Annotated in this window: 27 protein-coding genes; 9 read left to right on the plus strand and 18 right to left on the minus strand. The window is 36.2% G+C overall.

Translation table 11 applies throughout. The features are described from left to right. Window positions 1-19: 19 nt before the first annotated feature. The 3 genes from UXI14_RS10805 to UXI14_RS10815 are packed head-to-tail and all read right to left on the minus strand — an operon-like array spanning window position 20 to window position 4,113. Window positions 20-1,879, minus strand: a complete 1,860-nt coding sequence (locus tag UXI14_RS10805) for a peptidase M61 (RefSeq protein ID WP_335966151.1) — start codon at window positions 1,877-1,879, stop codon at window positions 20-22. A 59-nt stretch (window positions 1,880-1,938) separates the two neighbouring features. Beyond that, complete coding sequence (locus UXI14_RS10810) at window positions 1,939-2,757, minus strand: HAD family hydrolase (protein WP_335966152.1); 819 nt, start codon at window positions 2,755-2,757, stop codon at window positions 1,939-1,941. A 9-nt stretch (window positions 2,758-2,766) separates the two neighbouring features. Next, entirely contained in the window at window positions 2,767-4,113 is a 1,347-nt protein-coding gene (locus UXI14_RS10815) for a serine hydrolase domain-containing protein (protein ID WP_335966153.1), read from the minus strand. Window positions 4,114-4,342: 229 nt separating this feature from the next. Between UXI14_RS10815 and UXI14_RS10820 the strand changes: the two genes are divergently transcribed. Further along, window positions 4,343-5,113 (plus strand): S1/P1 nuclease, encoded by a 771-nt coding sequence (locus UXI14_RS10820; RefSeq protein WP_277900992.1) that lies wholly within the window; start codon window positions 4,343-4,345, stop codon window positions 5,111-5,113. A 47-nt stretch (window positions 5,114-5,160) separates the two neighbouring features. Here UXI14_RS10820 and UXI14_RS10825 read toward each other — a convergent pair whose 3' ends face one another. Next, entirely contained in the window at window positions 5,161-6,021 is an 861-nt protein-coding gene (locus tag UXI14_RS10825; RefSeq protein WP_335966154.1) for an AraC family transcriptional regulator, read from the minus strand. Between the two features lie 834 nt (window positions 6,022-6,855). Then, complete coding sequence (locus UXI14_RS10830) at window positions 6,856-7,731, minus strand: AraC family transcriptional regulator (protein WP_335966155.1); 876 nt, start codon at window positions 7,729-7,731, stop codon at window positions 6,856-6,858. Between the two features lie 233 nt (window positions 7,732-7,964). On the opposite strand from UXI14_RS10830, the gene UXI14_RS10835 reads away from it, so the two are divergent. Next, window positions 7,965-8,558 carry a DUF3244 domain-containing protein gene (locus tag UXI14_RS10835; RefSeq protein ID WP_277900989.1) on the plus strand — a complete coding sequence of 198 codons (594 nt, stop codon included), beginning with the start codon at window positions 7,965-7,967 and terminating at the stop codon, window positions 8,556-8,558. A 118-nt stretch (window positions 8,559-8,676) separates the two neighbouring features. On the opposite strand, the gene UXI14_RS10840 is transcribed toward UXI14_RS10835, so the two are convergent. From UXI14_RS10840 to UXI14_RS10860, 5 genes are all read right to left on the minus strand, one after another. Beyond that, window positions 8,677-9,033 carry a MauE/DoxX family redox-associated membrane protein gene (locus UXI14_RS10840; RefSeq protein WP_335966156.1) on the minus strand — a complete coding sequence of 119 codons (357 nt, stop codon included), beginning with the start codon at window positions 9,031-9,033 and terminating at the stop codon, window positions 8,677-8,679. A gap of 25 nt (window positions 9,034-9,058) precedes the next feature. Then, complete coding sequence (locus UXI14_RS10845; protein WP_277900987.1) at window positions 9,059-9,406, minus strand: HepT-like ribonuclease domain-containing protein; 348 nt, start codon at window positions 9,404-9,406, stop codon at window positions 9,059-9,061. Continuing rightward, entirely contained in the window at window positions 9,399-9,698 is a 300-nt protein-coding gene (locus UXI14_RS10850) for a nucleotidyltransferase domain-containing protein (protein WP_335966157.1), read from the minus strand. Before UXI14_RS10850 ends, UXI14_RS10845 begins: the two co-directional genes overlap by 8 nt. Window positions 9,699-9,730: 32 nt before the next feature. Further along, a complete protein-coding gene (locus UXI14_RS10855) occupies window positions 9,731-10,126 on the minus strand; it encodes a hypothetical protein (protein WP_277900985.1) in 396 nt (131 codons plus the stop codon). A gap of 215 nt (window positions 10,127-10,341) precedes the next feature. Then, entirely contained in the window at window positions 10,342-10,506 is a 165-nt protein-coding gene (locus UXI14_RS10860; RefSeq protein WP_335966158.1) for a hypothetical protein, read from the minus strand. Between the two features lie 381 nt (window positions 10,507-10,887). On the opposite strand from UXI14_RS10860, the gene UXI14_RS10865 reads away from it, so the two are divergent. Genes UXI14_RS10865 through UXI14_RS10875 form a run of 3 tightly spaced genes read left to right on the plus strand, consistent with a single transcriptional unit; the run spans window position 10,888 to window position 12,966 of the window. Next, window positions 10,888-12,288 (plus strand): MBL fold metallo-hydrolase, encoded by a 1,401-nt coding sequence (locus UXI14_RS10865; protein WP_335966159.1) that lies wholly within the window; start codon window positions 10,888-10,890, stop codon window positions 12,286-12,288. A gap of 21 nt (window positions 12,289-12,309) precedes the next feature. Continuing rightward, on the plus strand, window positions 12,310-12,708 hold the full coding sequence (locus tag UXI14_RS10870; RefSeq protein ID WP_335966160.1) for a hypothetical protein: 399 nt from the start codon (window positions 12,310-12,312) through the stop codon (window positions 12,706-12,708). A gap of 51 nt (window positions 12,709-12,759) precedes the next feature. Continuing rightward, window positions 12,760-12,966, plus strand: coding sequence for a DUF2892 domain-containing protein (locus UXI14_RS10875; protein WP_335966161.1), 207 nt, complete (start codon window positions 12,760-12,762; stop codon window positions 12,964-12,966). Window positions 12,967-13,005: 39 nt separating this feature from the next. Here the strand turns inward: UXI14_RS10875 and UXI14_RS10880 are convergent, their stop codons facing one another. The 5 genes from UXI14_RS10880 to UXI14_RS10900 form a co-directional block, all read right to left on the minus strand. Further along, complete coding sequence (locus UXI14_RS10880) at window positions 13,006-13,281, minus strand: ATP-dependent Clp protease adaptor ClpS (RefSeq protein ID WP_335966162.1); 276 nt, start codon at window positions 13,279-13,281, stop codon at window positions 13,006-13,008. Window positions 13,282-13,296: 15 nt separating this feature from the next. After that, the gene (gene prmA / locus UXI14_RS10885; RefSeq protein ID WP_335966163.1) at window positions 13,297-14,130 is read right to left on the minus strand and encodes a 50S ribosomal protein L11 methyltransferase; all 834 of its coding nucleotides are present in this window, start codon (window positions 14,128-14,130) and stop codon (window positions 13,297-13,299) included. A gap of 74 nt (window positions 14,131-14,204) precedes the next feature. After that, window positions 14,205-14,954: a triose-phosphate isomerase gene (tpiA, locus tag UXI14_RS10890; RefSeq protein WP_335966164.1), complete on the minus strand. Its 750-nt coding sequence runs from the start codon at window positions 14,952-14,954 to the stop codon at window positions 14,205-14,207. Between the two features lie 120 nt (window positions 14,955-15,074). Next, window positions 15,075-16,796, minus strand: a complete 1,722-nt coding sequence (locus UXI14_RS10895) for a BT_3928 family protein (protein ID WP_335966165.1) — start codon at window positions 16,794-16,796, stop codon at window positions 15,075-15,077. A gap of 5 nt (window positions 16,797-16,801) precedes the next feature. Then, window positions 16,802-17,341, minus strand: coding sequence for a DUF1599 domain-containing protein (locus UXI14_RS10900; protein WP_277900977.1), 540 nt, complete (start codon window positions 17,339-17,341; stop codon window positions 16,802-16,804). 130 nt (window positions 17,342-17,471) lie between these two features. On the opposite strand from UXI14_RS10900, the gene folP reads away from it, so the two are divergent. After that, the gene (gene folP, locus UXI14_RS10905) at window positions 17,472-18,311 is read left to right on the plus strand and encodes a dihydropteroate synthase (RefSeq protein WP_335966166.1); all 840 of its coding nucleotides are present in this window, start codon (window positions 17,472-17,474) and stop codon (window positions 18,309-18,311) included. A 333-nt stretch (window positions 18,312-18,644) separates the two neighbouring features. Beyond that, a complete protein-coding gene (gene cdaA / locus UXI14_RS10910; RefSeq protein ID WP_277900975.1) occupies window positions 18,645-19,430 on the plus strand; it encodes a diadenylate cyclase CdaA in 786 nt (261 codons plus the stop codon). A 76-nt stretch (window positions 19,431-19,506) separates the two neighbouring features. Here the strand turns inward: cdaA and UXI14_RS10915 are convergent, their stop codons facing one another. Continuing rightward, window positions 19,507-21,276: an ABC transporter ATP-binding protein gene (locus tag UXI14_RS10915; RefSeq protein ID WP_335966167.1), complete on the minus strand. Its 1,770-nt coding sequence runs from the start codon at window positions 21,274-21,276 to the stop codon at window positions 19,507-19,509. Then, complete coding sequence (gene truA, locus UXI14_RS10920) at window positions 21,269-22,024, minus strand: tRNA pseudouridine(38-40) synthase TruA (RefSeq protein WP_335966168.1); 756 nt, start codon at window positions 22,022-22,024, stop codon at window positions 21,269-21,271. The genes UXI14_RS10915 and truA overlap by 8 nt, the downstream gene beginning before the upstream one ends. A 234-nt stretch (window positions 22,025-22,258) precedes the next feature. On the opposite strand from truA, the gene UXI14_RS10925 reads away from it, so the two are divergent. Both UXI14_RS10925 and UXI14_RS10930 read left to right on the plus strand, forming a co-directional pair. Beyond that, on the plus strand, window positions 22,259-22,756 hold the full coding sequence (locus tag UXI14_RS10925) for a metallophosphoesterase family protein (protein WP_335966169.1): 498 nt from the start codon (window positions 22,259-22,261) through the stop codon (window positions 22,754-22,756). Window positions 22,757-22,834: 78 nt separating this feature from the next. Continuing rightward, window positions 22,835-23,551, plus strand: a complete 717-nt coding sequence (locus UXI14_RS10930; protein WP_335966170.1) for a DUF4197 family protein — start codon at window positions 22,835-22,837, stop codon at window positions 23,549-23,551. 137 nt (window positions 23,552-23,688) lie between these two features. Here UXI14_RS10930 and UXI14_RS10935 read toward each other — a convergent pair whose 3' ends face one another. Beyond that, window positions 23,689-24,003 (minus strand): DUF3467 domain-containing protein, encoded by a 315-nt coding sequence (locus UXI14_RS10935; protein WP_277900969.1) that lies wholly within the window; start codon window positions 24,001-24,003, stop codon window positions 23,689-23,691. Window positions 24,004-24,122 lie beyond the last annotated feature (119 nt).

Below are 24,122 nucleotides of genomic sequence, written 5' to 3' on the forward strand. Positions count from 1 at the left end.
TAAGTTATATATGTTTTTATTACCCTTTTAACCAGGCTTCACGTAAAGTATCTTGTTGGGGGGTCGTGGTTTCCATTTTTGTTATTTTGTCCACTTCAATGCTAGGGGAGCCTACCTTTCCTTTAAGGGTCAACTCCTCTCCATCTCTATTTATAACCATGTTGATATCGGTTTCGGGCTGCCATGACATAGAGCCAATTATAACGTTTCTTATGTTTTCCATTGTAAATTCTGTACCGTTAACCGATTTGATGATATCCCCGCTTTTAAGTCCCAATGCTTTCATGGAGCTATTAAGGGCTGTTTTTCTTACAAATATTTCATTGTTTTGCGGATTTACATCTATATAAGGGATTTGCCCGTTTAAGAAAAAACCTGTTTCTTTTTCTTCGGTATGGAATGTTAACCCTGCCTTGTTTAAAAATTCATCATAAGGAATAGGAGTGTCACCAATAACATAGGTATTGAAGAAAGTTCTAACCTCGGGGTAGGTAAGCGAAACTATTTTATCGAATAATTCATCATCTTTAAAAGACTTGTCCATTCCATATTCCCTTGAAAGTTGTTTCATTAACCATAAAATTCCTTTCTCGCCATTGCTTTCCTCGCGGATAATAATGTCGAGGCACATCCCGATAAGGGCGCCTTTTTCGTATACATTGGCATATTGGTCTTTGTAGGGTTCTACCAATACATTTTTGCTCATTTTTGTAAATGACAAACTATCGTTGTAACGCTTTGAGTTTTGAATTTTCGTGGCAATCCTGTCGTAAAAATCTTGTTCGTCAATAAGTCCTTGATTTATTTGGAACAGGTTGGCAAAATATTCGGTAACACCTTCGTACATCCATAAATGTTCGGACATTTTTGGGTTGTTGTAGTCAAAATATTGAATTTCTTCCGAATGAACCGTTAATGGGGTTACAATGTGGAAAAACTCGTGCGAAACAACATCTGTCATGGTTTTTACCATATCTTCCTTGGGCATGGTTTCGGGCAATACAACGGTGGTGCTCGTGTGATGCTCTAACGCTCCAAAACCTGTTGGGTCGCCTTTTTCCATAGCGCCTAAAAACAATAGGATGTTATAGGTTTTTGTTGAATTGATGTCCCCTAAAAATGTTTTTTGGGCCTTCATCATTTTTTCCATTTCGTTTTTAATGCTTACGGCAGAATAAACTTTATTAGGAGAATAGACCGACAAGGTTACTTCAATATCGTTTACCGAAAAAGTTTGGGAATCTGGTTTGGAGTACATTATCGGGTTATCGGTTACCTCAAAATAGCGGTTGGCAAGAAAAGTGTCGGTATTTGCTTCTTGTGTTTTGGTGGTAGCTTTATGTAGCGACGTGGAAGCTTCAAAACCACTTGGATGCTTAAAATGCAACAAATAGGATTGTTCTTTTAAATTATCGAAATACCCTACAAACATATGAAGGTTTAAAAAGAAGTCCTTATTGGCCTCGATATTGCTCCCTGCCGGGGAAAAAACGGGGTCTTCTACTTCGCCTTCGGTATCAAAAGAATCATTTACGTCGTATTCAATCCGGTCTAATTGTGTAGCATTGTCTATTTTCCACGTATTTACGTCCACACTGGTGGCCTGTAATGGTTTGTTGTTGTAATCGTAAGCGGTGAGGTTTTCTATAAACTGCCCATAATCATTATTGCTGTATGTTCCGGGAACGGTTTTTGGGATATAAAAATTAATGCTTTCGGCAGTGAACCTTCCCGGGTCTACCGAAACATGTACCATATCGTTCTTTACATTTACCAAGTCTATATTGGTTTCTATGGGCATGCTGGTTGCAAGATCGTTTACTTTTGGGGTACAGGCCACGATAGAAGCGGCAAGCAGTGTAAAAATTAATTTCTTCATATTCTTATTTTCTTCAAATTTCTGTATAAGACCTTAATATTTTAAATTAGTTACCAATTTTAACTATTAAATAACTTTTTCAGGTAAATGGCAACGCCATCTTCTTTGTGGTGTTCTGTAACGGCTTTTGCCACAGATAGCACTTCTTTCCTTGCATTGGCAACTGCCACGCCACAACCAACGGCGGCAATCATCTCCACATCGTTATAATTATCGCCAAAGGCCACTGTTTCTTCCAGTGTAAAATCGGGATAGCAACAATTTAGCAGTTTGTTGATCCCGGTAAGCTTTGAAACTTCTTTATTGGCTATCTCAATATAGGTTTCTTTAGATCTGTACAGGTGCAAAACAGCACCGTAGTTTTCTTCAAGATAGGTGTAAATTGCATCAATTTTATCTTTATCGCCCATGCACATAATTTTATGGGCGCCTTTTTCTTTTGATTTCCATAGGGAAACAACATCTTTGTTTGTTTTAACTTCTGGAGACGTCTTGGTGTTTGTTTCTTCTCTTAATGCCCAGTAATCCATACTGTCTACATACCAATCGTCTGCATTAAAAAGACTTATATGAATTTTATCCGAACCGTTTTTTTCGTTTTCGTTAACCAATTTTTCTATGATGCCTACGGGGATTTCGGTAGAATGTATTACTTTTTTCTTTTGAACCACATAAGCTCCGTTGAAAGCAATTAAGGGCAGTTCCAGAACATCTAATTCTTCTTGTAAATGATACATTTGCCTTGGCATTCTGGAAGATACAAGTATAAAGGGGATTTTATTTTTTAATTTTTGTATTTCTTTTATGGTAGGTTTTGTAAGTTCTCTTTTTGGGCCCAATAGCGTTCCGTCTATATCGCTAAAAATTATTTTGTACATTGAAATAGTTTAGGGGTTTGTTTTTATAAAGGGTATTTCTTGTCCGTTTTGGTAGAGTGTTAAGCCCACGACCGTGTTGCTTTCATCGCGTTCAAAAACAATTTTGGCTTTAACAATTTTATAGAAGAAGGTAGATTCTCCTTGATAATACACAGGGAATTCCGGTTGATTATTAAGTTGGGCATGCAGGGCATCTTCAACTAGAGAAAAATTATATGTCATGTTTAAGCCATCGTTTATATAATTCCCTTCAAAATCCATAAGTTCTTCGGCAGTAATAGGCATTTCTTCTTTGGCAAAATCCAACGGATTTTTATCCGGGTCCATTAAATATTCTGCAATGTCCTCAGCAGGGCTGGAACCGGAATTCGTCATAATGGCGACCACTTTTCCATGTTTGCCATCAATAGCAATAAAAGTCCTAAATCCGCCTGTACCTCCACCGTGAAAAATAATTCCCTCCGGATTGATAAACCAAGCAAGTCCGTGCAATTGGCCCTCTTGATCTTTAAAGTGAACGGTTTTTGTGTATTCTTGGGCTTTGTATAGCGGACTATCGTTTTTTAAATAGCTCTCTCCGTATTTAACAAGGTCTTTTATGGTGCTCCTTATGCCGCCCGCAGCCGCCATGGCCTGAAATTTCCAATGTGGCACTTCTTTCTGGGAAAGGTATCCCTTTGCATAATTTCCTTTTTGGCTTTCGGGAACTTTAAAATATGTATTTTTTAAGTTTAATGGCGTCAAAATTTTCTTTTTCACCAAGTTTTGATAAGTATCGTTTTGGCTAATGGATAGGATTTCGCCCAAAAGTCCGGCCCCAAGATTGGAGTATTCAAACTTTTTCCCAACATTTCTGGGGATATAATGACTTAAAAAAGAAAACATGTCCGACCGGGTATAATTGGCATATGGATTCATTTGATCCATAACATTTATATTGTTTGGAATTCTTGGTAGGCCGCTCGAATGCGTAGAAAGGTTTTTAAGGGTCACGGAAACCCCTTTTTTATCGGTTAAATCAATAGAATCGGGCAAAAACTCATTGGCTTCATCATCAATGGAAATAATACTGTCCACAGCATATTTTGCCAGCAACAAGGAAGTAAAGGTTTTGGTGATCGAACCTATTTCATAAAGGGTGTTTTCGTCTGCCTTTATCTTGTTTTCGAGGTCTTTGTAACCTTTAACATAATAATATACCCCAGACGAATCCAATACGCCTACTGCAATGGATGGGTTGATATGGTTGTCGATACGATATTGTATTTCTTTTTTTACATTTTCGGGAATTTGGGCAGTCCCGGCGTTTAAAAAGAAAAAAGTTACCGCAAAAAGGGCGGTATGTTTAAACTTCATTTGATGTCTTTTATACTTTATACGTTTTGTTTTAATCTTTAGTTCACAAATAGCGATTAAAAGTTGTAAATTTTAAGGGGGTGAATACTTTAAACAGCATATAAAGCAATTATGCGTAAAGGTAAGAAAGAGTTATTGAAATTCTATAAAAGAACAATAATATAAATAGATGCTTTATTTAACACCAAAATAGATTTAAGAATTTTATTTTTGAAGAAAAATCAAACCTATGCGCTATTTATTGGTTTTCTCGCTATTGTTTTTTCAGCAATTATCGGCAAATGCCCCATTTTGGGGCAAAACCGGGCACCGTGTTGTGGGTGAAGTTGCAGAGCAGCATTTAAAAAACAGCACAAAACGAAAAATAATGAAATTGCTGGACGGACAAAGCTTGGCCTTGGTATCTAATTATGGCGACGATATAAAATCTGACCCAAAATACAAAGAGTATAGTGCCTGGCATTATGTAAACTTTCCTTTTGATAAAGCATATGGCGAAGAAACTCCCAGCGAATATGGAGATATAATTATTGGCATTGATAAATGCATTGCGGTTTTAAAAGATGATAATGCCAAAAAGGAAGACAAAGTCTTTTATTTAAAATTATTGGTTCACTTTATGGGCGATCTTCACCAGCCGTTACATGTGGGCAGGGGCGAAGATAAAGGTGGAAACGATATACAGGTGCGCTGGTTTAACGAGGGCAGTAACTTGCACCGTGTTTGGGATAGCGATATGATTGATTTTTACGGAATGAGTTACACAGAACTGGCCAACAACTTGCCGGTGTATTCCAAAACACAAGAAAAGTCCATTGCCGAAGGAAGTATTTTAGACTGGGTCGAAGAATCGCAGGAATTGGCCAAAAAAGTATATGCATCGGCAAATACCGGAGAGAAATTGGGGTATAGGTATATGTACGATTATTTCGATACCGTAAGGGCACAACTTGAAAAAGGCGGGCTGCGTTTGGCCAAGGTTTTAAACGATATTTTTTAAACCCTTTTTGAAGATAAACAACTTTGCGGTAAAGGTGTTTTTTAAATTTAAGAATGCTCGACAAGTTCCTTTCTGTATTCTTTTGGAGTTTTATTAAAACGTTTTTTAAAAGACTTTGTTAAGTGGCTCTCATCGGTAAAGCCCAGTTCGTAACTAATTTCAGAAATGGTATAATTCGTGTTTTTTAGCCGGTATTTTACAAGCATTAATTTATAGTTAATAATATATTGCCTTATACTTTCCCCGGTTTCTTTTTTAAAAAGCGCTACAATATTGGCGGGAGACATATTGAATTTGGCAGCCAAGTGCTCTATTTTTACCAGTTCGGGTTCGTATACATGTGTCCGGATGTACGAGAGTATCTGGTCTGTTTTTTTTAGGTTCAGAGTTGGCTTAACGTCATTGGGGTTGTACGTTTTAATAATGCTTCTGGCCAAAATGCTCAAAGTGGTTGTAATGGCATTGGTAATAATGCTCCAGTAAAACTCGTCCTTACTCTTGTATTCGTCTATTATAAAATCATGGATTCTCCATAACCTTTTTCTGTCATCATGGCTAAGCTGGCATTCCCTGGGCATAATGTTGGGGTTGTGCAATATGTGCTCTATGTTGTGCAGCCAATGCTCTCTGTCTGGTAAACTGGACTTACTTGAGAACAGGATTTCGGTAAACTTAAAAGCAGTGTAACAGGTCTGGCTGTTTGGATTGATATAATAATCGTCTTCGGGAGCAATTAAAAAAATACTTCCTTCATTATATAAAACTTCTATTTCATTAATTGTAATAATACCCTTACCATATTTAATGTAAAGGATTTGGAAATAGTTGTGCCTGTAGTTAGAAGGACTCCGTTTGTTAATCACTTCTTCTACCAGTAGAAAACCTTCGTGAAAGGCACCTGTCTTCATGTTTTATTATTTAAAAATCAGTTGGTTACTTCAAAAATAGAAATTTTTTTATTGTTTTTTACAAGTTGTAAGCCTTATATCTGCGGTAACTTTGTCCTGTAATTGGAAGTAAAGATAAAACGTTCATTAAAATATACATTTTACCTATTTATGTAAATCATAATTATGTGAGATTTTTCATAATTTTTTTTGGTTGGTTAGTTTGTAGAGCCGTACATGGTCGTGCCCTAAAACGCAAGTGCGGTTCTACTATTTTAAACAATAAATAGTGTAGTTAAAGATTTTTCATTGATTGTATTTTTTATTGGTTAGTATTTAAGGGCCGCAATTTCCCCCAAGCATTGTCCCCAAACCTGCACGCGGCCCTTTTTTTAAAATACGGTTAATTGCATATAAAAAGTTTGTTTGATTATTTTTTAAGTTGGTTAGTTAGAAAAGGCCGTGCGTTCCCTAAAGCATGGCCTTTTTTTATGGTTTACAGTCTGTAAATCAATTTACTATAATGAGAAAAGGAAATTTTTTTATTGTTTTTTACAAGTGGTAACCCTTGTATCTATGGTAACTTTGTCCTGTAATTGGAAGTAAAGATAAAACGTTCATTAAAATATACATTTTACCTATTTATATGAATGATTCTTGTATAAGATTTTTCATAATTTTTGGTTGGTTAGTTTGTAGAGCCGTTCGTAAACGTGCCCTAAACCGTTATGGTTCGGCTCTACTTTTTTAAATGAATAGGTAATTACAAAGATTTGTTTGATTATTTTTTAAGTTGGTTAGTTTGAGAAGGCCGCATGTTCCCTAAAGTGCGGCCTTTTCTTTTTTCATGAAGTTTTAATCTTCAATTACCGTTTTAAGCTCGTTTCGGTATTGAGAAGGAGATTTTCCCGTAAATTTTTTAAAGGATTTATTGAAGTACGAAAAATTGTTGAAACCACTTTCAAAGCATATTTCGGTAATACCAATGGGTTTTTCGGCAAGCAGTTTAGAGGCGTGCACCAATCTGTATTCATTAACAAAATGTGTAAATGTCTTTCCCGTAATCTGTTTAAAATAACGGCAAAAAGAAGGGACCGTCATGCCAGAAATATTGGCAATTTCTTCTAAAGTAATTTGTTGCTGAAAATGTGTCTTCACATAATTAAAAACAATATTGATCCTGTCGTTGTCCTGAACATCGGCTTGCATGGAAAAGCCTTCGGCATTTAAAATCTGGTAATCTTCGGATAACTGAAGCTCGTTTAAAATAGACAAAAAGCCCAGCAACCGTTCAAAACTGTTCATCTTTTCCAGGGCCTCGATGCGGGTCCCGATTATTTCTTTTGTTCTTCCGTTAAAGGCAAGTCCGCCCTTGCAGCGCTTAAACAACAAACTAATGTTGTTCATTTCGGGTTTAGACATAAGTTCGGCACCCAAAAAATCGGGCAACATTTGTATAACCACCTCATTTTCGTTTCCCGTAAACTTATCGGTAAATCCACAATGAGGAAGATTGGAACCAATTAAAATAAGGTCTCCTTCAGTATAATAAGAGATATGGCTCCCAATTTGCCTTTTCCCGGCACCTCCTTTTACATATACAAGCTCTATTTCCGGATGGTAATGCCAATACGATGTGTTCTGGTTTTGGTTCTCATCGTATTTAATGAAAGAAAAAGAACTGCCGAAGGTTGGGTTAATTACTTCTAATGCAGGCTTTTTAATACTCATAGCATAATGTTTTTTTATAATACAACTTAATAAATATACATGTTCTATCGGGGTGCAAGATACAAAATATTACCATAAATATGTGCTATTTTATCCTTTACTTTAAATTAACATGCATGTTGTGTTAAAATAGTGCATAAACTTGAAAATCCTGACGTAGTGTACCTGCCATGTTGCACCTATCTTTGTAATGTAGTTAAAATAAATGTCTAACTATTAAAAATTGCAAGAAGATGAAAAAAACAATTAAAAACAGTATGCTGGTTGTTATACTAAGTGTAATGACTTTAGCCATGGCAAGAGCCAACGATTTTTACCTTTCGGTAAAAAAGGACGATAACAGAACTGTTGACCTGTTTATTGAGAAAACAAACCAGCCTTTGGCAATCTCTTTTGTTGACGCAAGAGGCGAGGTGCTTTATAATTATAAGTATAAAGAGTTACCAACAAACGTAAAGCGTTATAACTTTAAAAATTTACCAACGGGAACTTATTATTTCGTGGTAGAAAGCGAAACTAAAATAGAAAAGGTGCCTGTTGTACTTTCTGAAAACGAAACTGTTGTAAAAAGAGGAAAAACAACAACTATTTACAAACCTTATTTTAGAAAAGACAACAATTTGTTGAGTGTAAACATGTTGAGTATTGACGAATCTCCGGTAGATGTTAAAATTTACAACGAGACTACCAATCAACTAATTCACGAAGAAGTATTAAAAGGGGAAAAAAGCTTAGGAAAAAGATTTGACTTCTCTAATGTAAACGGAGTTTACAGATTTGAAGTAACACACAAAGGAAATACTTTTTACAAAACAGTTAGCTTGTAATCTTACATTAGATTTTAAAGTTGGAAAAGGGAGAGGTTAGACTCCCTTTTTTTTATGCCAAATTTTTACCGAAGTCCATTTTTTTAATGCTTTTTAATGGCTCCGGCATAAAATATCTTTATGTATTGATATACCAATATGCCCAGAACATTAGTGCAAATTGTAATGGTACGCGCAATATTAACATCCATTTTGGAGCTACTTTTTCAAACTTCTTGTCCTGTAGCATGTAAATATGCACAGGGATAAATGCCAAAAGCATTATTATAATTCCCCAAAGGGCAATGTTTTTCAGGTTGGTAAACAATAATATCCCCAACAGTATTTCGGCTAGGCCACTAACATATACCATTACTTTTTTGTACGGAATGTAAAGCGGCATTATGGACACGTATGTATTTGGTTTTACAAAGTGCAATGTTCCGGTAATTATATAAATAACGGCCATTAAGTAAAAGTGCCATGGATGTAGCATATTGGTTTATGTATATGGTGTTTTTTTATTTTTTTATGATTAAGGCATTGACTTCTTTTTTTAATTTTGGGAGGTGATTTATTAAAATCGACCAAATGTTTTCATCAGAAATATTGTCGTAAACATGAATAATATGGTTTCTTAAGCCAACAATAGATTTTGCATGCGTAATATGATCTGCATAAGAAGCATCATATTTTATAATTCTGTTTAAAGCCTCTCCAATAATTTCTAAATTTCTTTCAATGGCCCTTTTTAACATTAAGTTTTCTTTGTAAGTATGGAAATCTTTGTTTGTTTTTTTGAAATATCCTTCAATTTCATCAATTGCCATTTTAACGTCGTATAACCATTTAAGAATCCTTTCATCCATAAATTAATTCTTTGTTTCTGTTGATGGAATTAATTAAGATTGGATTTTTGAGGGTTTGCTCTTCAATCAAATCGATTTCCCTACCTAATAGTTTTTTTAAATTTTCTTTAAAATCTATATAATTGTCGAAGTATTGTGCTAAATCTATGGGCTTGAACTTTACCAAAAAATCGATATCGCTTTTTGTGTTGAAATCCGCATTTAAAACCGAGCCAAAAAGGTACATTTTTTCCACATGGTAACTGGCGCATAACTTCTTTATATTATCGATATGGTTTTCAATCGGGTTCATTTATCAAATGTAACGAATTTTTATAGAGCAATCTATTTTATATATTCTGCCCGCCTAAAGCGTACAGCTTCCCAGTCGGGGTTTATTTTTAATATTTTTACTTGTTCGTAGCGGTTTTTTACCAATGGGGCCCAGTCGTAATCGTCGGTGATGTCGGTAGTGAGTTTTTCTGATTTTTTTCTGGGGTGGGCAACCCACAGTACTACATCGTCCTTAAGTTTGGGGTGCAGGGTTTGCATTTGGCCTTCCAGTTCTTTAATGGTATTTACAAAAACCAAAGCAAATTCCATTTTGTTTACCTGAATGAGCGACTGGTAAATGTCTATATCTACCAAATTGGCCAATTGCTCGGCAAAACCTTCGGGTTCGTTGAGGATCAAGATTTCTTTTTGATTCTCCAGCTTCAATTTTTCGAATAATGTTTTCATATTATTGGCAGTTTATGAGGTATGTGGTATATGTATTGGTTTTTGCACTTATACAAGGTATAAAAAATATTTGTCGGGAGCAACATACGGTATTTAATTGAGTAATTTAAAACTTAAAATCTTTAATAGTGATAAGGGAAAAGGGATTAGGGAGATAGTTGATTATTAATTGATAATTGGATAATTGATAAATGATAACATTGCTGCTAAAACAGCTATTTATTGTGCTTCAATACTAATTGAACGTGCTCCAATACTTTTTGAACATGCTCCAACGCTAATTGAATGTGCTCCAATGCTAATTGAATGTGCTCTAATACCAATTGAACATCTTCCAATACTAAATGAACATGCTCCAATGCTATTTGAATGTGCTCCAATACTGTTTATGGGCGCCCTTATTTCTATAGGCTTTATATGGCTACATATATTACTCACTGATTTACAGCGAGTTGACCTTGACAAACTCCTGCAAGGTCTTTTTTATGACCTTGTAGGTCTGTATTTCGGTTTTAAAATACCTACAAGGTTTTGAGAACCTTGCTGGGTTAAACAAAAACAATAGATGTTAACTTTTTTACACCAAACTCCCTTTAAATACCAGCTGAAGGCCATTTATACTTAATAAAAAGTTTTATGCCCGATTGTGCTTATTTTGCATCGTTACATTTATATTATGATTTTTATCGTATTTGAAAACAAAGAGCTTTTGTATCTTTGACATAATTAAAGTTTGAGGAGGGAGCCTAAAAAACAAAGTGATGAAAATAGAACAAATATACACCGGATGCCTTGCCCAAGGTGCTTATTATATAGAATCTGAAGGAGAAGCTGCCATTATTGACCCATTGCGGGAAACGGCTCCTTACATAGACCGTGCAGAAAAAGGAGAAGCCAAAATTAAATATGTTTTTGAAACACATTTCCATGCCGATTTTGTTTCTGGACATGTTGATTTAGCCGAAAAAACAGGAGCAACCATTGTTTTTGGCCCAAATGCCAAAACAACATATGATATTTACCAGGCAGAGGACAACGAAGAATTTAAAATTGGAAAGCTGACCATAAAGGCACTCCATACCCCCGGGCACACATTGGAGTCTACCACGTATCTTTTAATTGATGAAGATGGAAACAACAAGGCATTGTTTACGGGAGACACTCTTTTTTTGGGAGATGTAGGAAGGCCCGACCTGGCCATAAAACAAGATGTTACCAAAGAAGACCTGGCAGCAATGCTCTTTGATTCTTTGAGAAATAAAATTATGCCCTTGGAAGACCATATTATTGTTTACCCCGCTCATGGAGCCGGATCTGCCTGCGGAAAGAACTTGAGCAAGGAAACCGTGGATACCTTGGGCAACCAAAAGAAAACAAATTATGCGCTTCGAAGCGATATGACCAAAGAAGAATTTATAGAAGAAGTGTTGGATGGCATTATGCCGCCGCCGCAATATTTTTCTAAAAATGCACTTTTAAATAAAGAAGGGTATGAAACTTTTGAAACAGTACTAAAAAAGGGAAATGCCCCACTTACCCCTGACGAATTTGAAGCTATTGCCAATCAAGAAGGTGCACTTGTACTGGATGTAAGAAATCAAGACGAGTTTTTAAACGAGCACATTCCCAATTCTATCTTTATAGGCCTGAACGGTTCTTTTGCACCGTGGGTAGGCGCTTTGATAAAAGACTTAAAACAGCCTATTTTGCTGGTGGTGCCGGATGGAAAGTCTACCGAGGCCGTAACACGCTTGTCTAGGGTTGGGTACGATAATACTTTGGGTTATTTGGAAGGCGGACTGGAAAATTGGAAAAAAGCAGGAAAAGAAACAGATACCATACAATCTATTACTGCCGATGCTTTTGAAAACGAATACAATAACACCATAGAAATATTGGATGTGAGAAAGCCGGGGGAATTTGAGGCCGAACACCTGCAAACAGCCGATAGTTTTCCTTTGGATTTTATAAACGATAACATGGGGCAATTGGATAAAACCGAAAAGTATTACATTCATTGTGCCGGCGGGTATCGTTCTGCAATTGCTGCCTCCATATTAAGGGCCCGGGGCTATAAAGATTTAGTGGATATAAAAGGGGGGTTTGGAGCCTTAAAAAACACCCAGATCCCTAAAACGAACTTTGCCTGTCCGAACTCGTAAAAAGGGCAAAAAACTATAGAAATGCTTAGAAAAGATTATCTTTTAAGGTTTTTAAACGACTTATTTGAAGCCCTCCAAAAAATTAAAAAAAAGGTTGGCACAAATATAGAAGATCCAAGTACCGATATAGCAAATGCATATAACATGTTGGGTAAGGATGTTAATTTTTTCCTGGACAATGAAATAGATGTGCTAATTGATTTTTTTAATGCTAAAAACAACGAACATCTTGAATCGATAAAATACTTGGCCGAACTTTTATATTATGACAGCCTTATCCAAAGCAACAAAGGGCCAAAAGAAAAAATGCTTCTAAAGGCACGGGAGCTTATTAATTATTTTAACAACAATTCCACAACTTACGATCTTTCATCATTTCAATTATCAGAAAAAATTGCGCAACAGTTAGTTAATCTTTAGGTTTGCTTTTTTTAAATACCGTAAAACTGTATTTTTATAAAAAATGTTGTTTTGAAGAAAAATATGGGTCAAAAAGACAAATTGGTCAGGGTTGTTATTGCCTTTATAATTGCTGTATTGTTTTATTACCAAATAATTAGCGGTTTTATTGGCGTAGCTTTACTACTTTTTGCCATAGCAATTTTACTTACCAGCCTATTTAGGTTTAGCCCGCTGTACAAAATTATTGGGATCGACACCAATAAAAGCAATAACTAGGCCATAGCCTTGAAAGAAAGCATTTGTAAAAAGAATGAATTATACAATTTCTGCACTAAGCCCGGCCTGAAGTAGTTTGGAACAACGCGGTTTTAAATCGTCGTATTCACCGGTCTTAACTGTACACTTTCCTTTATAATGTACAATAATAGAACATTGTTCTGCTTGTTCGGGGGTATGCTCACAGGTATTGATGAGCATATCTATAACATAATCAAAAGTGTTCACATCGTCATTATAAAGAATGATTTCACTCTGTTTTACCACTTCTTCCTCAAGTAATAATTCTTCTGAAATTCTTTCCTTTGTACTCATATTCAGTATTTTGTACTAATTTATAAATTTTACGGCAACCCAATGATTCTTTTCCAGATTTTCAACAAATTTTAACGAAAATTGCTCGCATCGGTCCTTTATTTTAGGAATATCATCTTTATAAAAGCCACTTAACAGCAATATTCCATCATTATTTAAACAGGAAATGTAAATTGGGATATCCTCTAAAAGAATGTTCCTATTGATATTGGCAATAATTACATCGTAGTTTTTATTATTTAGCAATGAAGCATCGCCTTCATATACTTTTATATGCTCACAATTGTTCCGGGTTATATTTTCGACCGCGTTTTCAAAACACCATCTATCTATATCAATGGCATCTATGTTTGTTGCGCCTTCTTTTTCGGCCAGGATTGCCAACACGCCCGTGCCACAGCCCATATCCAGCACTTTTTTTCCTTGAAGGTTGTTTTTTAACAGAAATTGAATCATCATGTGCGTGGTTTCATGGTGCCCGGTCCCAAAACTCATTTTGGGCTCGATAATGATATCGTATTTGGTTGATGGTTTTTCGTGAAACGGGGCTCTTACGGTGCACAATCCATCTACTTCAATAGGATGAAAGTTCTTCTCCCACTCGGCATTCCAATTTTGTTGCGCTATCTCTTTGTAGGTAAAATTAACCTTAAAAGATTCATTTTTAATTATTTCAACCGTTTCCAAGACATCTGGTGTCCACTCTTTTTTTTGAATATATGCCACTACCCCTTCTTCATTTTCAACAAAACTTTCAAAACCGGCATAGCCTAGCTCGGCTATTAATATTTCGTTTCCCGGCTCGGCGGGATTGACGGTAAATGTATATTCCAGATATATTTGATCCATTTTGGTAATGGTAAAAAAATTGCCCTTCCATATAGTTTTACAGAAAGGCAATGGTATATGTGTATTTTATATTTTTAAATTGCCTTTACGATTGCCACAAAATCTTCGGCCTTTAAAGAAGCACCGCCAATTAGTCCGCCATCGACATCGGGTTTAGAGAAAATTTCTTTGGCATTGTTTGGCTTTACGCTTCCGCCGTACAAAATTGGAACCTCGTCTGCCAGCGATTGACTGTACTTTGCCGCAATTGTATTTCTAATAAATTCGTGCATTTCCTGAGCTTGCTCCGGACTGGCTGTTTCTCCGGTACCAATTGCCCAAACTGGCTCGTATGCCAAAACAATGTGCTTCCATGCATTGGTGTCAAGATGGAACAACGCATTTTTTAACTGACTTTCAACCAAATTAAAATGTTTGTCGGCCTTCCTGTCTTCCAGTTCCTCTCCAAAACAAAAAATTACATCCATATTATTTTTAATGGCTGCATCTACCTTTTTGGCCAGCAAGGCATCGTCTTCACCAAAATAAGCCCTGCGCTCGGAATGCCCTAAAATAACTGTTTTTATGCCTACACTTTTTAACATGGCCGCAGAGATTTCTCCTGTATAGGCCCCGTTTTCTGCTTGGTGCATGTTTTGGGCCACTACTTCAATGGCATTTTCTTTTAAAGCTTCGTATGCTGGGTACAAGTTTGTAAAAGTAGGTGCTATTTTTACCTCGGCATCGGTGGCCGGCATACTTTTTTTTAGATCGCTTATCAGGGTCTGTGTTTCGGCAAGGTCGTTGTTCATTTTCCAGTTTCCGGCAACAATTTTCTTTCTCATTATTTTCTTTTTATTATACTATTGGTGTTTGTTTTAGTTTATACAAAAATATTAATTAAGTAACAGCATCGCTATATACTTAACATCTTCTTACAATTAAAGTTGAAAGTGTTATTTTATTTACTCTTCCATTTTTTTCATCTCTTCCAAAGTTAAAACTTCATATTCAAAATCATCTCCAAAAAGATTTTTGCCATATTCTTCAACGGTTGTGTCCAACCCAGCCTCCTTTCTTCTTGTATTAACATTTTCTGGATCCTTAATTGGCCAAATAATGGGTATCCTTTCTTCGGCTGTATTTATATAAGAGCCTTGTGTTCCATATATCTGCATCTTCCCTTGTCGCATTAAATAACGGTCTTCCATTAATGGCATTAAACGTTTTGGTAATTCCCCTTTTTCTGCTTCTTTTCGAAGCATAGGCAAATATTCTTCAATCTTTGGAGAATGTTGAATTACAAACCATGCTATTTTATCGGTTGGTTCTCCAACCAATGATTTTCCGGGATATCCATATTGGTCAATAATTTTGTCAACTGCAACCATATTTGTAGAGTCAATTACTGGCCATATTTTATCCATGTAATCATTTACCTCCTCCTGAACCTCTATTCCAACTTCTTTTGCTATGGAATCTTTTTTTGCTTTGCTTTCTGCGTAATAAATTTCTCTTATCCCTTGATCCAGTCTGTATATACTGTCTAGTTGTTTTTTTAATGCTGTATTAATTTCAGGTTGCTTAACTACATCCTTACTAAACACAAATTCATCGGCATCGTTATAATGTAATTTCTGGGTTATGGTTCCTTTTTGAAGTTCTAAAAGCGCCGGATTGGAGCGTATAATGGTCTTTACGGTGGTTAAGTCGCAAAAATAAAAGTCGAAATCCAACCCATAATTTTCTTTTACGAGAGCTATTTGTTCTGGATTTGAAGCCGATAGGCCTATTACCCTATATCCTTTCTCTTTTGCTTTTTCTGCTACTTTTTTTATTGCCTGTAATCCTTTTTCATCGGCTTCGTTGATTACCCTGGAAACTATTACCAATACATGGTTTAGATCCATGATTTCTTCGGTATGGTCTTCGCCATCAATTTCCATGGTAAAATCGTGAATGGGCGGTTCGTAACCTTTTTGGATCTCGGTAGTCTTTACATCAATAAATTCGCCATCTACCGTTGGATAATCGCCATTGGTAGTTATCACTTTTTCTTCACCATTTACCTTAAATTTCCATGCATATTCGTATATGGCCTTTGGGGCATTTTCGGGAATTTGTATCCCCTCCATAATATTTGCCCCTATTTTATATGGGCGGAAATCTATTACCGGCAAATGGTTATATACATAATAAACATATATAATACACAATGCCAAGGCTATAAATGTTCCGGATTTTGCAAATTTAACCGTTGATATGTGTTTCCTTCCGAAGAAAAGAATTAAAATAAAAAATAGTAAAACAATATCTTTTGAGAAAGATTGCCAAGGTGTTAATTTTATGGCATCTCCAAAACACCCACAATCGGTAACCTTGTTATAATAGGCCGAATAAAATGTTAAAAATGTAAAAAAGAGAATCATTAACAGCAAACTCCATGTAGTAAATTTAGGTTTAAAACCCAATAAAAGCATTACGCCGAGTAAGGTTTCAAACACAACAATTACAATGGCTATGGCCAATGCGTAGGGTGTTAAGAAATCTAGGTTTAATACGCCCGGGCTAAAATACTCTTCTAGCTTAAAAGAGAAACCTACCGGATCGTTTAATTTTATTAATCCGCTGATGATAAATAATAAACCCACCAAGATTCTTGCTATTGAAACCAATATTTTACCCATTCTTTTTATTTTTCATTTAAGTGAATCATGGCAAATACCGAGTAATTAATCATATCTTGATAATTGGCATCAATCCCCTCGCTCACAATGGTTTTGCCTTTGTTGTCTTCAATTTGTTTAACACGCAATATTTTTTGAAGTATTAAATCTGTAAGCGAGCTTACACGCATATCACGCCAAGCTTCGCCATAATCGTGATTTTTGTTTTCCATTAAAGTTTTGGTCTGCCCTGCTTTTTTGTCATACATGGCCAAGGCATCTTCAGCAGAAAGATCTGCATATTTTGCCACACCTTTTTCTATTTGCACCAACGCCATGATGGAATAATTGATAATCCCTATAAACTCGGATATTTCGCCTTCATCTACTTTTCGCACTTCCTTTTCCTGCAATGACCGTATGCGCTGTGCTTTTATAAATATTTGGTCTGTTAACGACGGAAGCCTTAAAATGCGCCACGCACTACCGTAGTCTTTCATCTTTTTTTCAAACAATTCACGACAAACGGCAATCGCCTCATCGTATTGTTTTGATGTATTTTGCATAAGTTTGATAGTATTTTGCGTAAATTTCGCTTAAAATTTTTAAAAGTTCAAAGTTAGCCATATAAACTTTACCTTTTAATTACTTTTAACGACCGTAAAAATTTTCTTGAACATAAAATAGCTATATAAAATGACTATTAATTGCAATGGTGCCCCTGTAGACCTTTCCAGTCCAAAAATAATGGGAATCCTCAATATTACCCCCGACTCTTTTTACGATGGTGGAAAATACACCAAAGATACCAACATACTCCACCGCGTGGAAAACATGCTTGGGGAAGGTGCTACCTTTATAGATCTTGGAGCCTACAGCTCCCGTCCCGGCGCCGATGAAATTTCTGTTGATGAAGAACTAAGTCGGAGTGTTGCAACTGTGGAGCTAATAGTAAAAAATTTTCCAAACACGCTTATATCCATAGATACTTTTAGGGCCAAGGTTGCCAAAGAGAACATTGAGGCCGGTGCCTGTATGGTAAACGATATCTCTGGCGGGACCTTAGATGCCGATATGCTCTCAACGGTTGGCAAGCTTAATGTGCCATATATTTTAATGCATATGAAGGGAAACCCGAAAAACATGCAGGAAAATGCCCTTTACCATAATTTTATGCGCGAACTGATTTACTTTTTTTCTGAAAGAATTGCCGAGGCCAGGGCACATAAGATAAATGATATTATTATAGACCCGGGCTTTGGGTTTGCCAAAACATTGGACCAAAATTACGAGCTCATGGCAAAACTAGACTTATTGCACATTATCAACCTACCCGTACTGGTGGGAATAAGCCGAAAATCAATGCTATACAAACTCTTAAATACCAATCCCGAAAATGCCCTTAATGCCACCACGAGCCTCCATACCATAGCACTTGGCAAAGGAGCACACATAGTAAGGGTGCACGATGTAAAAGAAGCCATGGAATGTATAAAAATACATGAAATGATAACAAAAAACCGAAAGGATATTTAATCCTCATGCAATATTATAACCTGAGTTGGATTATTCTAACTTTGTCAAAAACGCATATAGATAGTGAGGTACAAGGCCTTTTTGAAGGCAATATGGGATATTGTGTCAGAAAAAACCGAAGCAGATTGCTGAATAGAGATGATTAAGGCTTAATTTTTTAATAAAAGCACCTGTTTCCTACGTTAGCTTTTCACGAGATAGCTCGCTATCCCTTAGAAAACCTGCCTTGCAACCAAATACTTTTATTAATTTTGGCTTTGTTATAATAATCGAACTCAGGTTTATATTTTAAGCTAAACTAAATTTTATATTTTTACATAAAACCAATACGTCTTGGAATTATTTGATTTTGTTGAATTAAAAATAGTAGATATCATCGATATCTTTTTAGTGGCATTCTTGTTTTACTACTTGTACAAACTGGTAAAAGGGACCGTTGCCATTAATATTTTCATAGGGATTGTAGTTATCTATGTAATTTACTTACTTACAGAGGCGCTTAACATGCGCATTCTAAGCAATATATTTGGAAAATTTATTGGGGCTGGGTTCTTTGCACTTTTAGTAGTTTTCCAACAAGAAATCAGGAAGTTCCTCCTTATGGTGGGGTCTACCAATTTTACCAGCAAAAAAGGTTTTTTAAAGCATTTTAACTTTTTAAAGCATGACGGGATTGGCATAGACACCAACATAGATGCCATACTTGCGGCCTGCGAAAAAATGAGCATTATACATACCGGTGCCCTCATTGTTATAGAAAGGAACACCTCTCTTGATTTTGTAAAGCATACGGGAGATACCATGAACATTGAAATAAACCAGCCAATTATAGAGAGTATCTTTTACAAAAATAGCACGCTTCACGATGGTGCGGTTATTATAGAAGGCAATAAAATTGTTGCCACGCGCGCCATTCTTCCTGTGTCTAACGAGCGTACCATTCCGCTCCGTTTCGGGCTTCGACACCGGGCCGCTATTGGGGTAACCGAAAAAACAGATGCCGTTGCATTGGTGGTAAGCGAAGAAAACGGTCAGATTTCTTATATGAAAAATGGGGAATTTGTACTTTACAATGAACTTTCTGATTTAAAAAACATGATTATCAAGGATTTATCCTAACATTTAAAGAAGCAGAAATATAGAATCGCTTTCAATCTAGGGCTAGCACAGAAAGGGTTGGTTTACATAGCATACTTTAAACAGCTTCTTCGGCCATAAACTGTACTTCGTATAAATTTCGGTAATATCCATCTGCTTTTTTAAGCAACTCGGTATGTGTGCCAGATTCTACTATTTTTCCGGCTTCCATTACCAAAATCCTGTTTGCTTTTTTTATGGTTGCAAGTCTGTGCGCAATTACAATAGACGTTCTTCCTTTGGTAATTTTATCGGTTGCTTTTTGAATCAAGATTTCGGAATGCGTATCTACCGACGATGTGGCCTCATCGAGCACCAAAATACTGGGATCGCTTACATAGGCACGTAAAAAGGCTATAAGTTGTCGCTGTCCGCTGGAAAGCATACTTCCTCTTTCTTTTACGTTGTAATGGTAACCACCGGGCAAACTTTTTATAAATTTATGAATGCCAATATCTTTGGCCGCTTGTATTACGCCTTCTTCCTTGATAGAAGGATCGTTTAAGGTAATGTTGTTCAAAATAGTATCGGCAAAAAGGAAAACATCCTGCAATACAACCGCTATTTGAGAGCGTAGCGATTCTAATGTAAAATTGTTAATATTAACTCCATCGGCTAAAATTGCCCCCGAATTGATATCGTAAAAACGGTTTAACAAGTTTATAATGGTCGATTTTCCGGCTCCCGTAGCGCCTACAATGGCAATGGTTTCTCCCGGTTTTGCTTCAAAAGAAATTCCATGCAAAACTTCTTCATCTTCTAAATATCCAAAACGGACATCTTTAAAAACGATGTCGCCTTTAAGGTTTTTCGCAATAACCGTCCCATCGTTGTCAATTCTACTATCTGTATCCAAAATATCAAAAACACGATTGGCGGCAACCATCCCCATTTGCAGCGTATTAAACTTGTCGGCTATTTGACGTAAAGGCCTAAAAATCATGGACGAAAGCATGATAAACATAAAAATATTACCCAAGTCTTCCGCACCGTCTGTAACAGCTCTTAATCCTCCGTACCAAACAATAAGTCCGGTGGTAACGGCCGACATTAATTCTACGACCGCTATAAAAATGGAGTTGTACCAAACCGTATTTATCCACGCTTTTTTATGCTTGTTGTTAATTACTTTAAACTGATTGTATTCTTCTTTTTCACGAACAAAAAGCTGTACGATTTTCATTCCGGTTAACCGTTCCTGAACAAAAGAATTAAGGTTCGATACTTCTTTGCGCACTTCAATAAAGGCTTTTTTCATTGCCTTTTGAAACAATCTGGTGGCGTATAACATTAACGGTAAGATTGCAAAAACGATTAACGATAATTGCCAGTCGAAATAAATCATTACTCCGGCCACCACAATCATTTTAAGCAAATCGCTCACGATCATGAACAGACCATCGCTAAAAATGGCCGCTATACGTTCGATATCGCTCACCGCCCTGGTTACCAAAATACCAACGGAAGAATTATCAAAATACTTCATCCTGAAACGGAGCATGTGCTTAAACAGCTTTACCCGGATGTCTTCAATAACAGATTGCCCTAGCCAGTTGGCATAATAAATAAAGGAAAGCTGGCTAATGACTTCCAGGAACAAAACCGCGGTCATATAAACAACGAACATGAGCAATCCGTGCGCATCTTTGTTTAAAATATAATCATCTACGGTATATTTTAGTAATATGGGCCGTACCGATGAAAATACAGAAAGCATTATTGCTGCAAGCGCAACTCCCAAAAAAGTAAGCCTGTATGGTTTTGTATAGCGCATTAACCGCCTAAACAACCCCACATCAAAGGTATTTCCTGTTGTATCTTTACTCATTTATATTTTTATATATAGCATCGGGGTATAGAACTTCGGTTAAATACAATCCGTGTGCCGGAACCGATACCCCCGCATTGCTCCTATTTTTACTTTCAATTATTTTTTTAACGTCTTCAACAGAAGATTTCCCCATTCCTACATTTATCAACGTACCAACTATTGCACGCACCATATTCCTTAAAAATCTGTCGGCGGAAATATAAAAAACTAACTTATTTTTTTCCTGTACCCAAACTGCTTTTTTAACATCACAAATATAGGTTTTTACATCTGTGTTGGATTTAGAAAAACACTGAAAATCTTTATGTTTTAATAATTCGGTCGCCGCTTCGTTCATTTTATCGACATTCAAATTGGCTTTTAAATAATATGCAAAATCAGTATAAAATGGATCTTTTTGCTGCACTATCCAATATTCGTAACTGCGTTGTTCGGCATCAAATCTGGCATGTGCATCGCTGTTTACTATTTTTATGTCGTGAATGGCTATATCGGTCGGCAAAAAGCTGTTCAACTTATAAATCAGCTCATTTTTGTCTATCATGATTTCCATATCAAAATGGGCGTACATTTGCTTGGCATGTACTCCCGAGTCTGTTCTTCCCGCTCCTAAAATTTGAATTTCGGCACGTAAAAGTGTAGAAAGTGCTTTTTCCAATACTTCCTGAACCGAAATGGCATTGGGTTGATTTTGCCAACCGTGATAGTGCTTACCATTGTATGATAGCTCTAAAAAATATCTCAAACCAAAATGTTATTTTTGCAACAAGGTACAAAGATACCAATATTTTAAAGCAAGAAGTTAAAGGGAAAAGGTTAAAAATTTAATAATAAAAAACAATGTATTAAATTAAACATTCCCATTTTTATTTTCTGATTGTCCGCTATTGGTCATACCATGATGCTTAATGCCAGAAGCAGAATCATTTTGATTAATTACGGATATTCAATTTATTTTTAAGAACCTTCAACCTATTTTATGCAAAAAATACTATTGCTATCAGACACGCACAGTTTTATTAACAACCAAATATTAAAATATGTCAAGCAGGCGGACGAAGTTTGGCATGCCGGGGATATTGGGGACCAAAAGGTTACCGACACCATAAAAAAACTAAAACCCTTAAAAGGTGTTTTTGGTAATATTGATGATGATGTAATAAGAGCCGAATTTCCAGAAAACAACAGGTTTATGTGTGAAAATGTAGATGTATGGATTACCCATATTGGGGGTTACCCAAACAGGTACGACAGGAGAATTCGCAAAGCTATACAAAACAACCCGCCAAAATTGTTCATAAGTGGGCATTCTCATATTTTAAAAGTCATATGGGATAAAAAGTTAAACCTTCTGCATATGAACCCCGGAGCGGCCGGAAAGTACGGTTTTCATAAAGTAAGAACAATGCTCCGGTTTGTTATTGATGGTGAAAACATAAAAGACCTGGAAATTATCGAACTGGAAAAAAGAGCGTAAATATTCGCCTTTTCTTTTTAAATTTTCAGCTTATATTCTAAAAAGGGTGTATTTTTACGATTGACAAAAAGAAAAAGCATGAAAAAAATTTCTCTCATCCCAGTTTTATTAATGGCCGGTTTACTAAATTTTTACGGTTGTACATCCATGAGCACTGCCGGAAGCGGTACTCAAAACAGTAATGTAATGTTGAATACTGTTCAGTCTGTTTTAAAAAACGGCACACAATCTGCTTTTGATGTTTTTGGCGATCAAAATAAATTTATGACCAATGCGCTTATCGATGCCGCCATGCCACAAAAGTTAAAGGACATCAACAGTAAATTGGAATCTTTGGGACTTTCTCAAGTTGTAGAAAAAGAACAGGCATTGATTAGCGATATTGCCAATGCTTCCATAAATACTGTCCGCCCAATTGTTACAAAAGCCATTAATGAAATGACCGCTCAGGATGCCATCAATATTATTTCTGGCGGAAAAGGTGCTGCTACCCAATATTTAAAAGGTAAAACATATAACGACCTTACAACAGCCATTGGCCCAGTAGTAAACAAACAGACCGAAAGCCTTGGGATTAACTCATTACTCTCTAACGCTTTGGGCAGTAACAACAGCTCCCTTAATGCTATTTTAGGTACTGTTTTAGGAAATGGCACAGCTACAAATACTACAGAACTTTTAAACGATGCTATTACAAAACAACTAACAGATGGCTTATTTAGCATTGTGGAAGATGTGGAAAACGATACCCGTGCCAACCCTTCAACTATATTAAACTCAATATTAACCAATTAAGCTAAATAATACCTAAAGAAGCGCTGTCTTCCTGAGTTTATTAAAATTTTAGGTCTCTTTACTTTATTTATAAATAAGTATCCTACAGCCCGATCGAACGAGGTCTTTCGGGCAGGGACCAGCCCAACTTATATAAGTTATGCCTCGCCTGTTGGACCAAAATTTAATGGAATCGGCGGTTGCTCGTAATCCTTGATTTCTCCATGGGCCTGTTCAAACCTGTGCACATTGTCGTTCAATGCCTTTAAAAAGCGTTTGGCATGCTGTGGTGTCAATATAATCCTGCTCTTAACCTTTGCTTTGGGTCTTCCCGGCATGATACTTATAAAATCCACTACAAATTCTGATACCGAATGATTGATAATTGCCAAGTTGGCGTAGGTTCCTTCGGCAGTGGCATCGTCTATTTCTATATTGATTTGATTTTTCTTTTGTTCGTTCTGATCGCTCATTGTATTTGTTTAAAAGTTTGTAAAGTTGTAACCAATTATTGTGGGAGCGTTTTTTAAGTTGCAATACATTTTGCCAACCTTTTTTTGCTCTTGTAAAAATAACATATAAAAAAAGAAAA

It is taken from the genome of Galbibacter sp. PAP.153 (assembly GCF_037029175.1).
Lineage (GTDB): Bacteria > Bacteroidota > Bacteroidia > Flavobacteriales > Flavobacteriaceae > Galbibacter > Galbibacter pacificus.

Bases quoted from the DNA above. Each gene is read 5' to 3' on its own strand.
- UXI14_RS10935 (WP_277900969.1), bottom strand. From the start codon at position 24,003: ATGAGCGATCAGAACGAACAAAAGAAAAATCAAATCAATATAGAAATA.
- UXI14_RS10900 (WP_277900977.1), bottom strand. From the start codon at position 17,341: ATGCAAAATACATCAAAACAATACGATGAGGCGATTGCCGTTTGTCGT.
- UXI14_RS10850 (WP_335966157.1), bottom strand. From the start codon at position 9,698: ATGAACCCGATTGAAAACCATATCGATAATATAAAGAAGTTATGCGCC.
- UXI14_RS10930 (WP_335966170.1), top strand. From the start codon at position 22,835: ATGAAAAAAATTTCTCTCATCCCAGTTTTATTAATGGCCGGTTTACTA.
- UXI14_RS10840 (WP_335966156.1), bottom strand. From the start codon at position 9,033: ATGCTACATCCATGGCACTTTTACTTAATGGCCGTTATTTATATAATT.
- UXI14_RS10810 (WP_335966152.1), bottom strand. From the start codon at position 2,757: ATGTACAAAATAATTTTTAGCGATATAGACGGAACGCTATTGGGCCCA.
- UXI14_RS10915 (WP_335966167.1), bottom strand. From the start codon at position 21,276: ATGAGTAAAGATACAACAGGAAATACCTTTGATGTGGGGTTGTTTAGG.
- UXI14_RS10825 (WP_335966154.1), bottom strand. From the start codon at position 6,021: ATGAAGACAGGTGCCTTTCACGAAGGTTTTCTACTGGTAGAAGAAGTG.
- UXI14_RS10835 (WP_277900989.1), top strand. From the start codon at position 7,965: ATGAAAAAAACAATTAAAAACAGTATGCTGGTTGTTATACTAAGTGTA.
- UXI14_RS10865 (WP_335966159.1), top strand. From the start codon at position 10,888: ATGAAAATAGAACAAATATACACCGGATGCCTTGCCCAAGGTGCTTAT.
- folP (WP_335966166.1), top strand. From the start codon at position 17,472: ATGACTATTAATTGCAATGGTGCCCCTGTAGACCTTTCCAGTCCAAAA.
- UXI14_RS10880 (WP_335966162.1), bottom strand. From the start codon at position 13,281: ATGAGTACAAAGGAAAGAATTTCAGAAGAATTATTACTTGAGGAAGAA.
- UXI14_RS10830 (WP_335966155.1), bottom strand. From the start codon at position 7,731: ATGAGTATTAAAAAGCCTGCATTAGAAGTAATTAACCCAACCTTCGGC.
- UXI14_RS10805 (WP_335966151.1), bottom strand. From the start codon at position 1,879: ATGAAGAAATTAATTTTTACACTGCTTGCCGCTTCTATCGTGGCCTGT.
- prmA (WP_335966163.1), bottom strand. From the start codon at position 14,130: ATGGATCAAATATATCTGGAATATACATTTACCGTCAATCCCGCCGAG.
- UXI14_RS10855 (WP_277900985.1), bottom strand. From the start codon at position 10,126: ATGAAAACATTATTCGAAAAATTGAAGCTGGAGAATCAAAAAGAAATC.
- UXI14_RS10820 (WP_277900992.1), top strand. From the start codon at position 4,343: ATGCGCTATTTATTGGTTTTCTCGCTATTGTTTTTTCAGCAATTATCG.
- UXI14_RS10815 (WP_335966153.1), bottom strand. From the start codon at position 4,113: ATGAAGTTTAAACATACCGCCCTTTTTGCGGTAACTTTTTTCTTTTTA.
- tpiA (WP_335966164.1), bottom strand. From the start codon at position 14,954: ATGAGAAAGAAAATTGTTGCCGGAAACTGGAAAATGAACAACGACCTT.
- UXI14_RS10925 (WP_335966169.1), top strand. From the start codon at position 22,259: ATGCAAAAAATACTATTGCTATCAGACACGCACAGTTTTATTAACAAC.
- UXI14_RS10895 (WP_335966165.1), bottom strand. From the start codon at position 16,796: ATGGGTAAAATATTGGTTTCAATAGCAAGAATCTTGGTGGGTTTATTA.
- UXI14_RS10870 (WP_335966160.1), top strand. From the start codon at position 12,310: ATGCTTAGAAAAGATTATCTTTTAAGGTTTTTAAACGACTTATTTGAA.
- UXI14_RS10845 (WP_277900987.1), bottom strand. From the start codon at position 9,406: ATGGATGAAAGGATTCTTAAATGGTTATACGACGTTAAAATGGCAATT.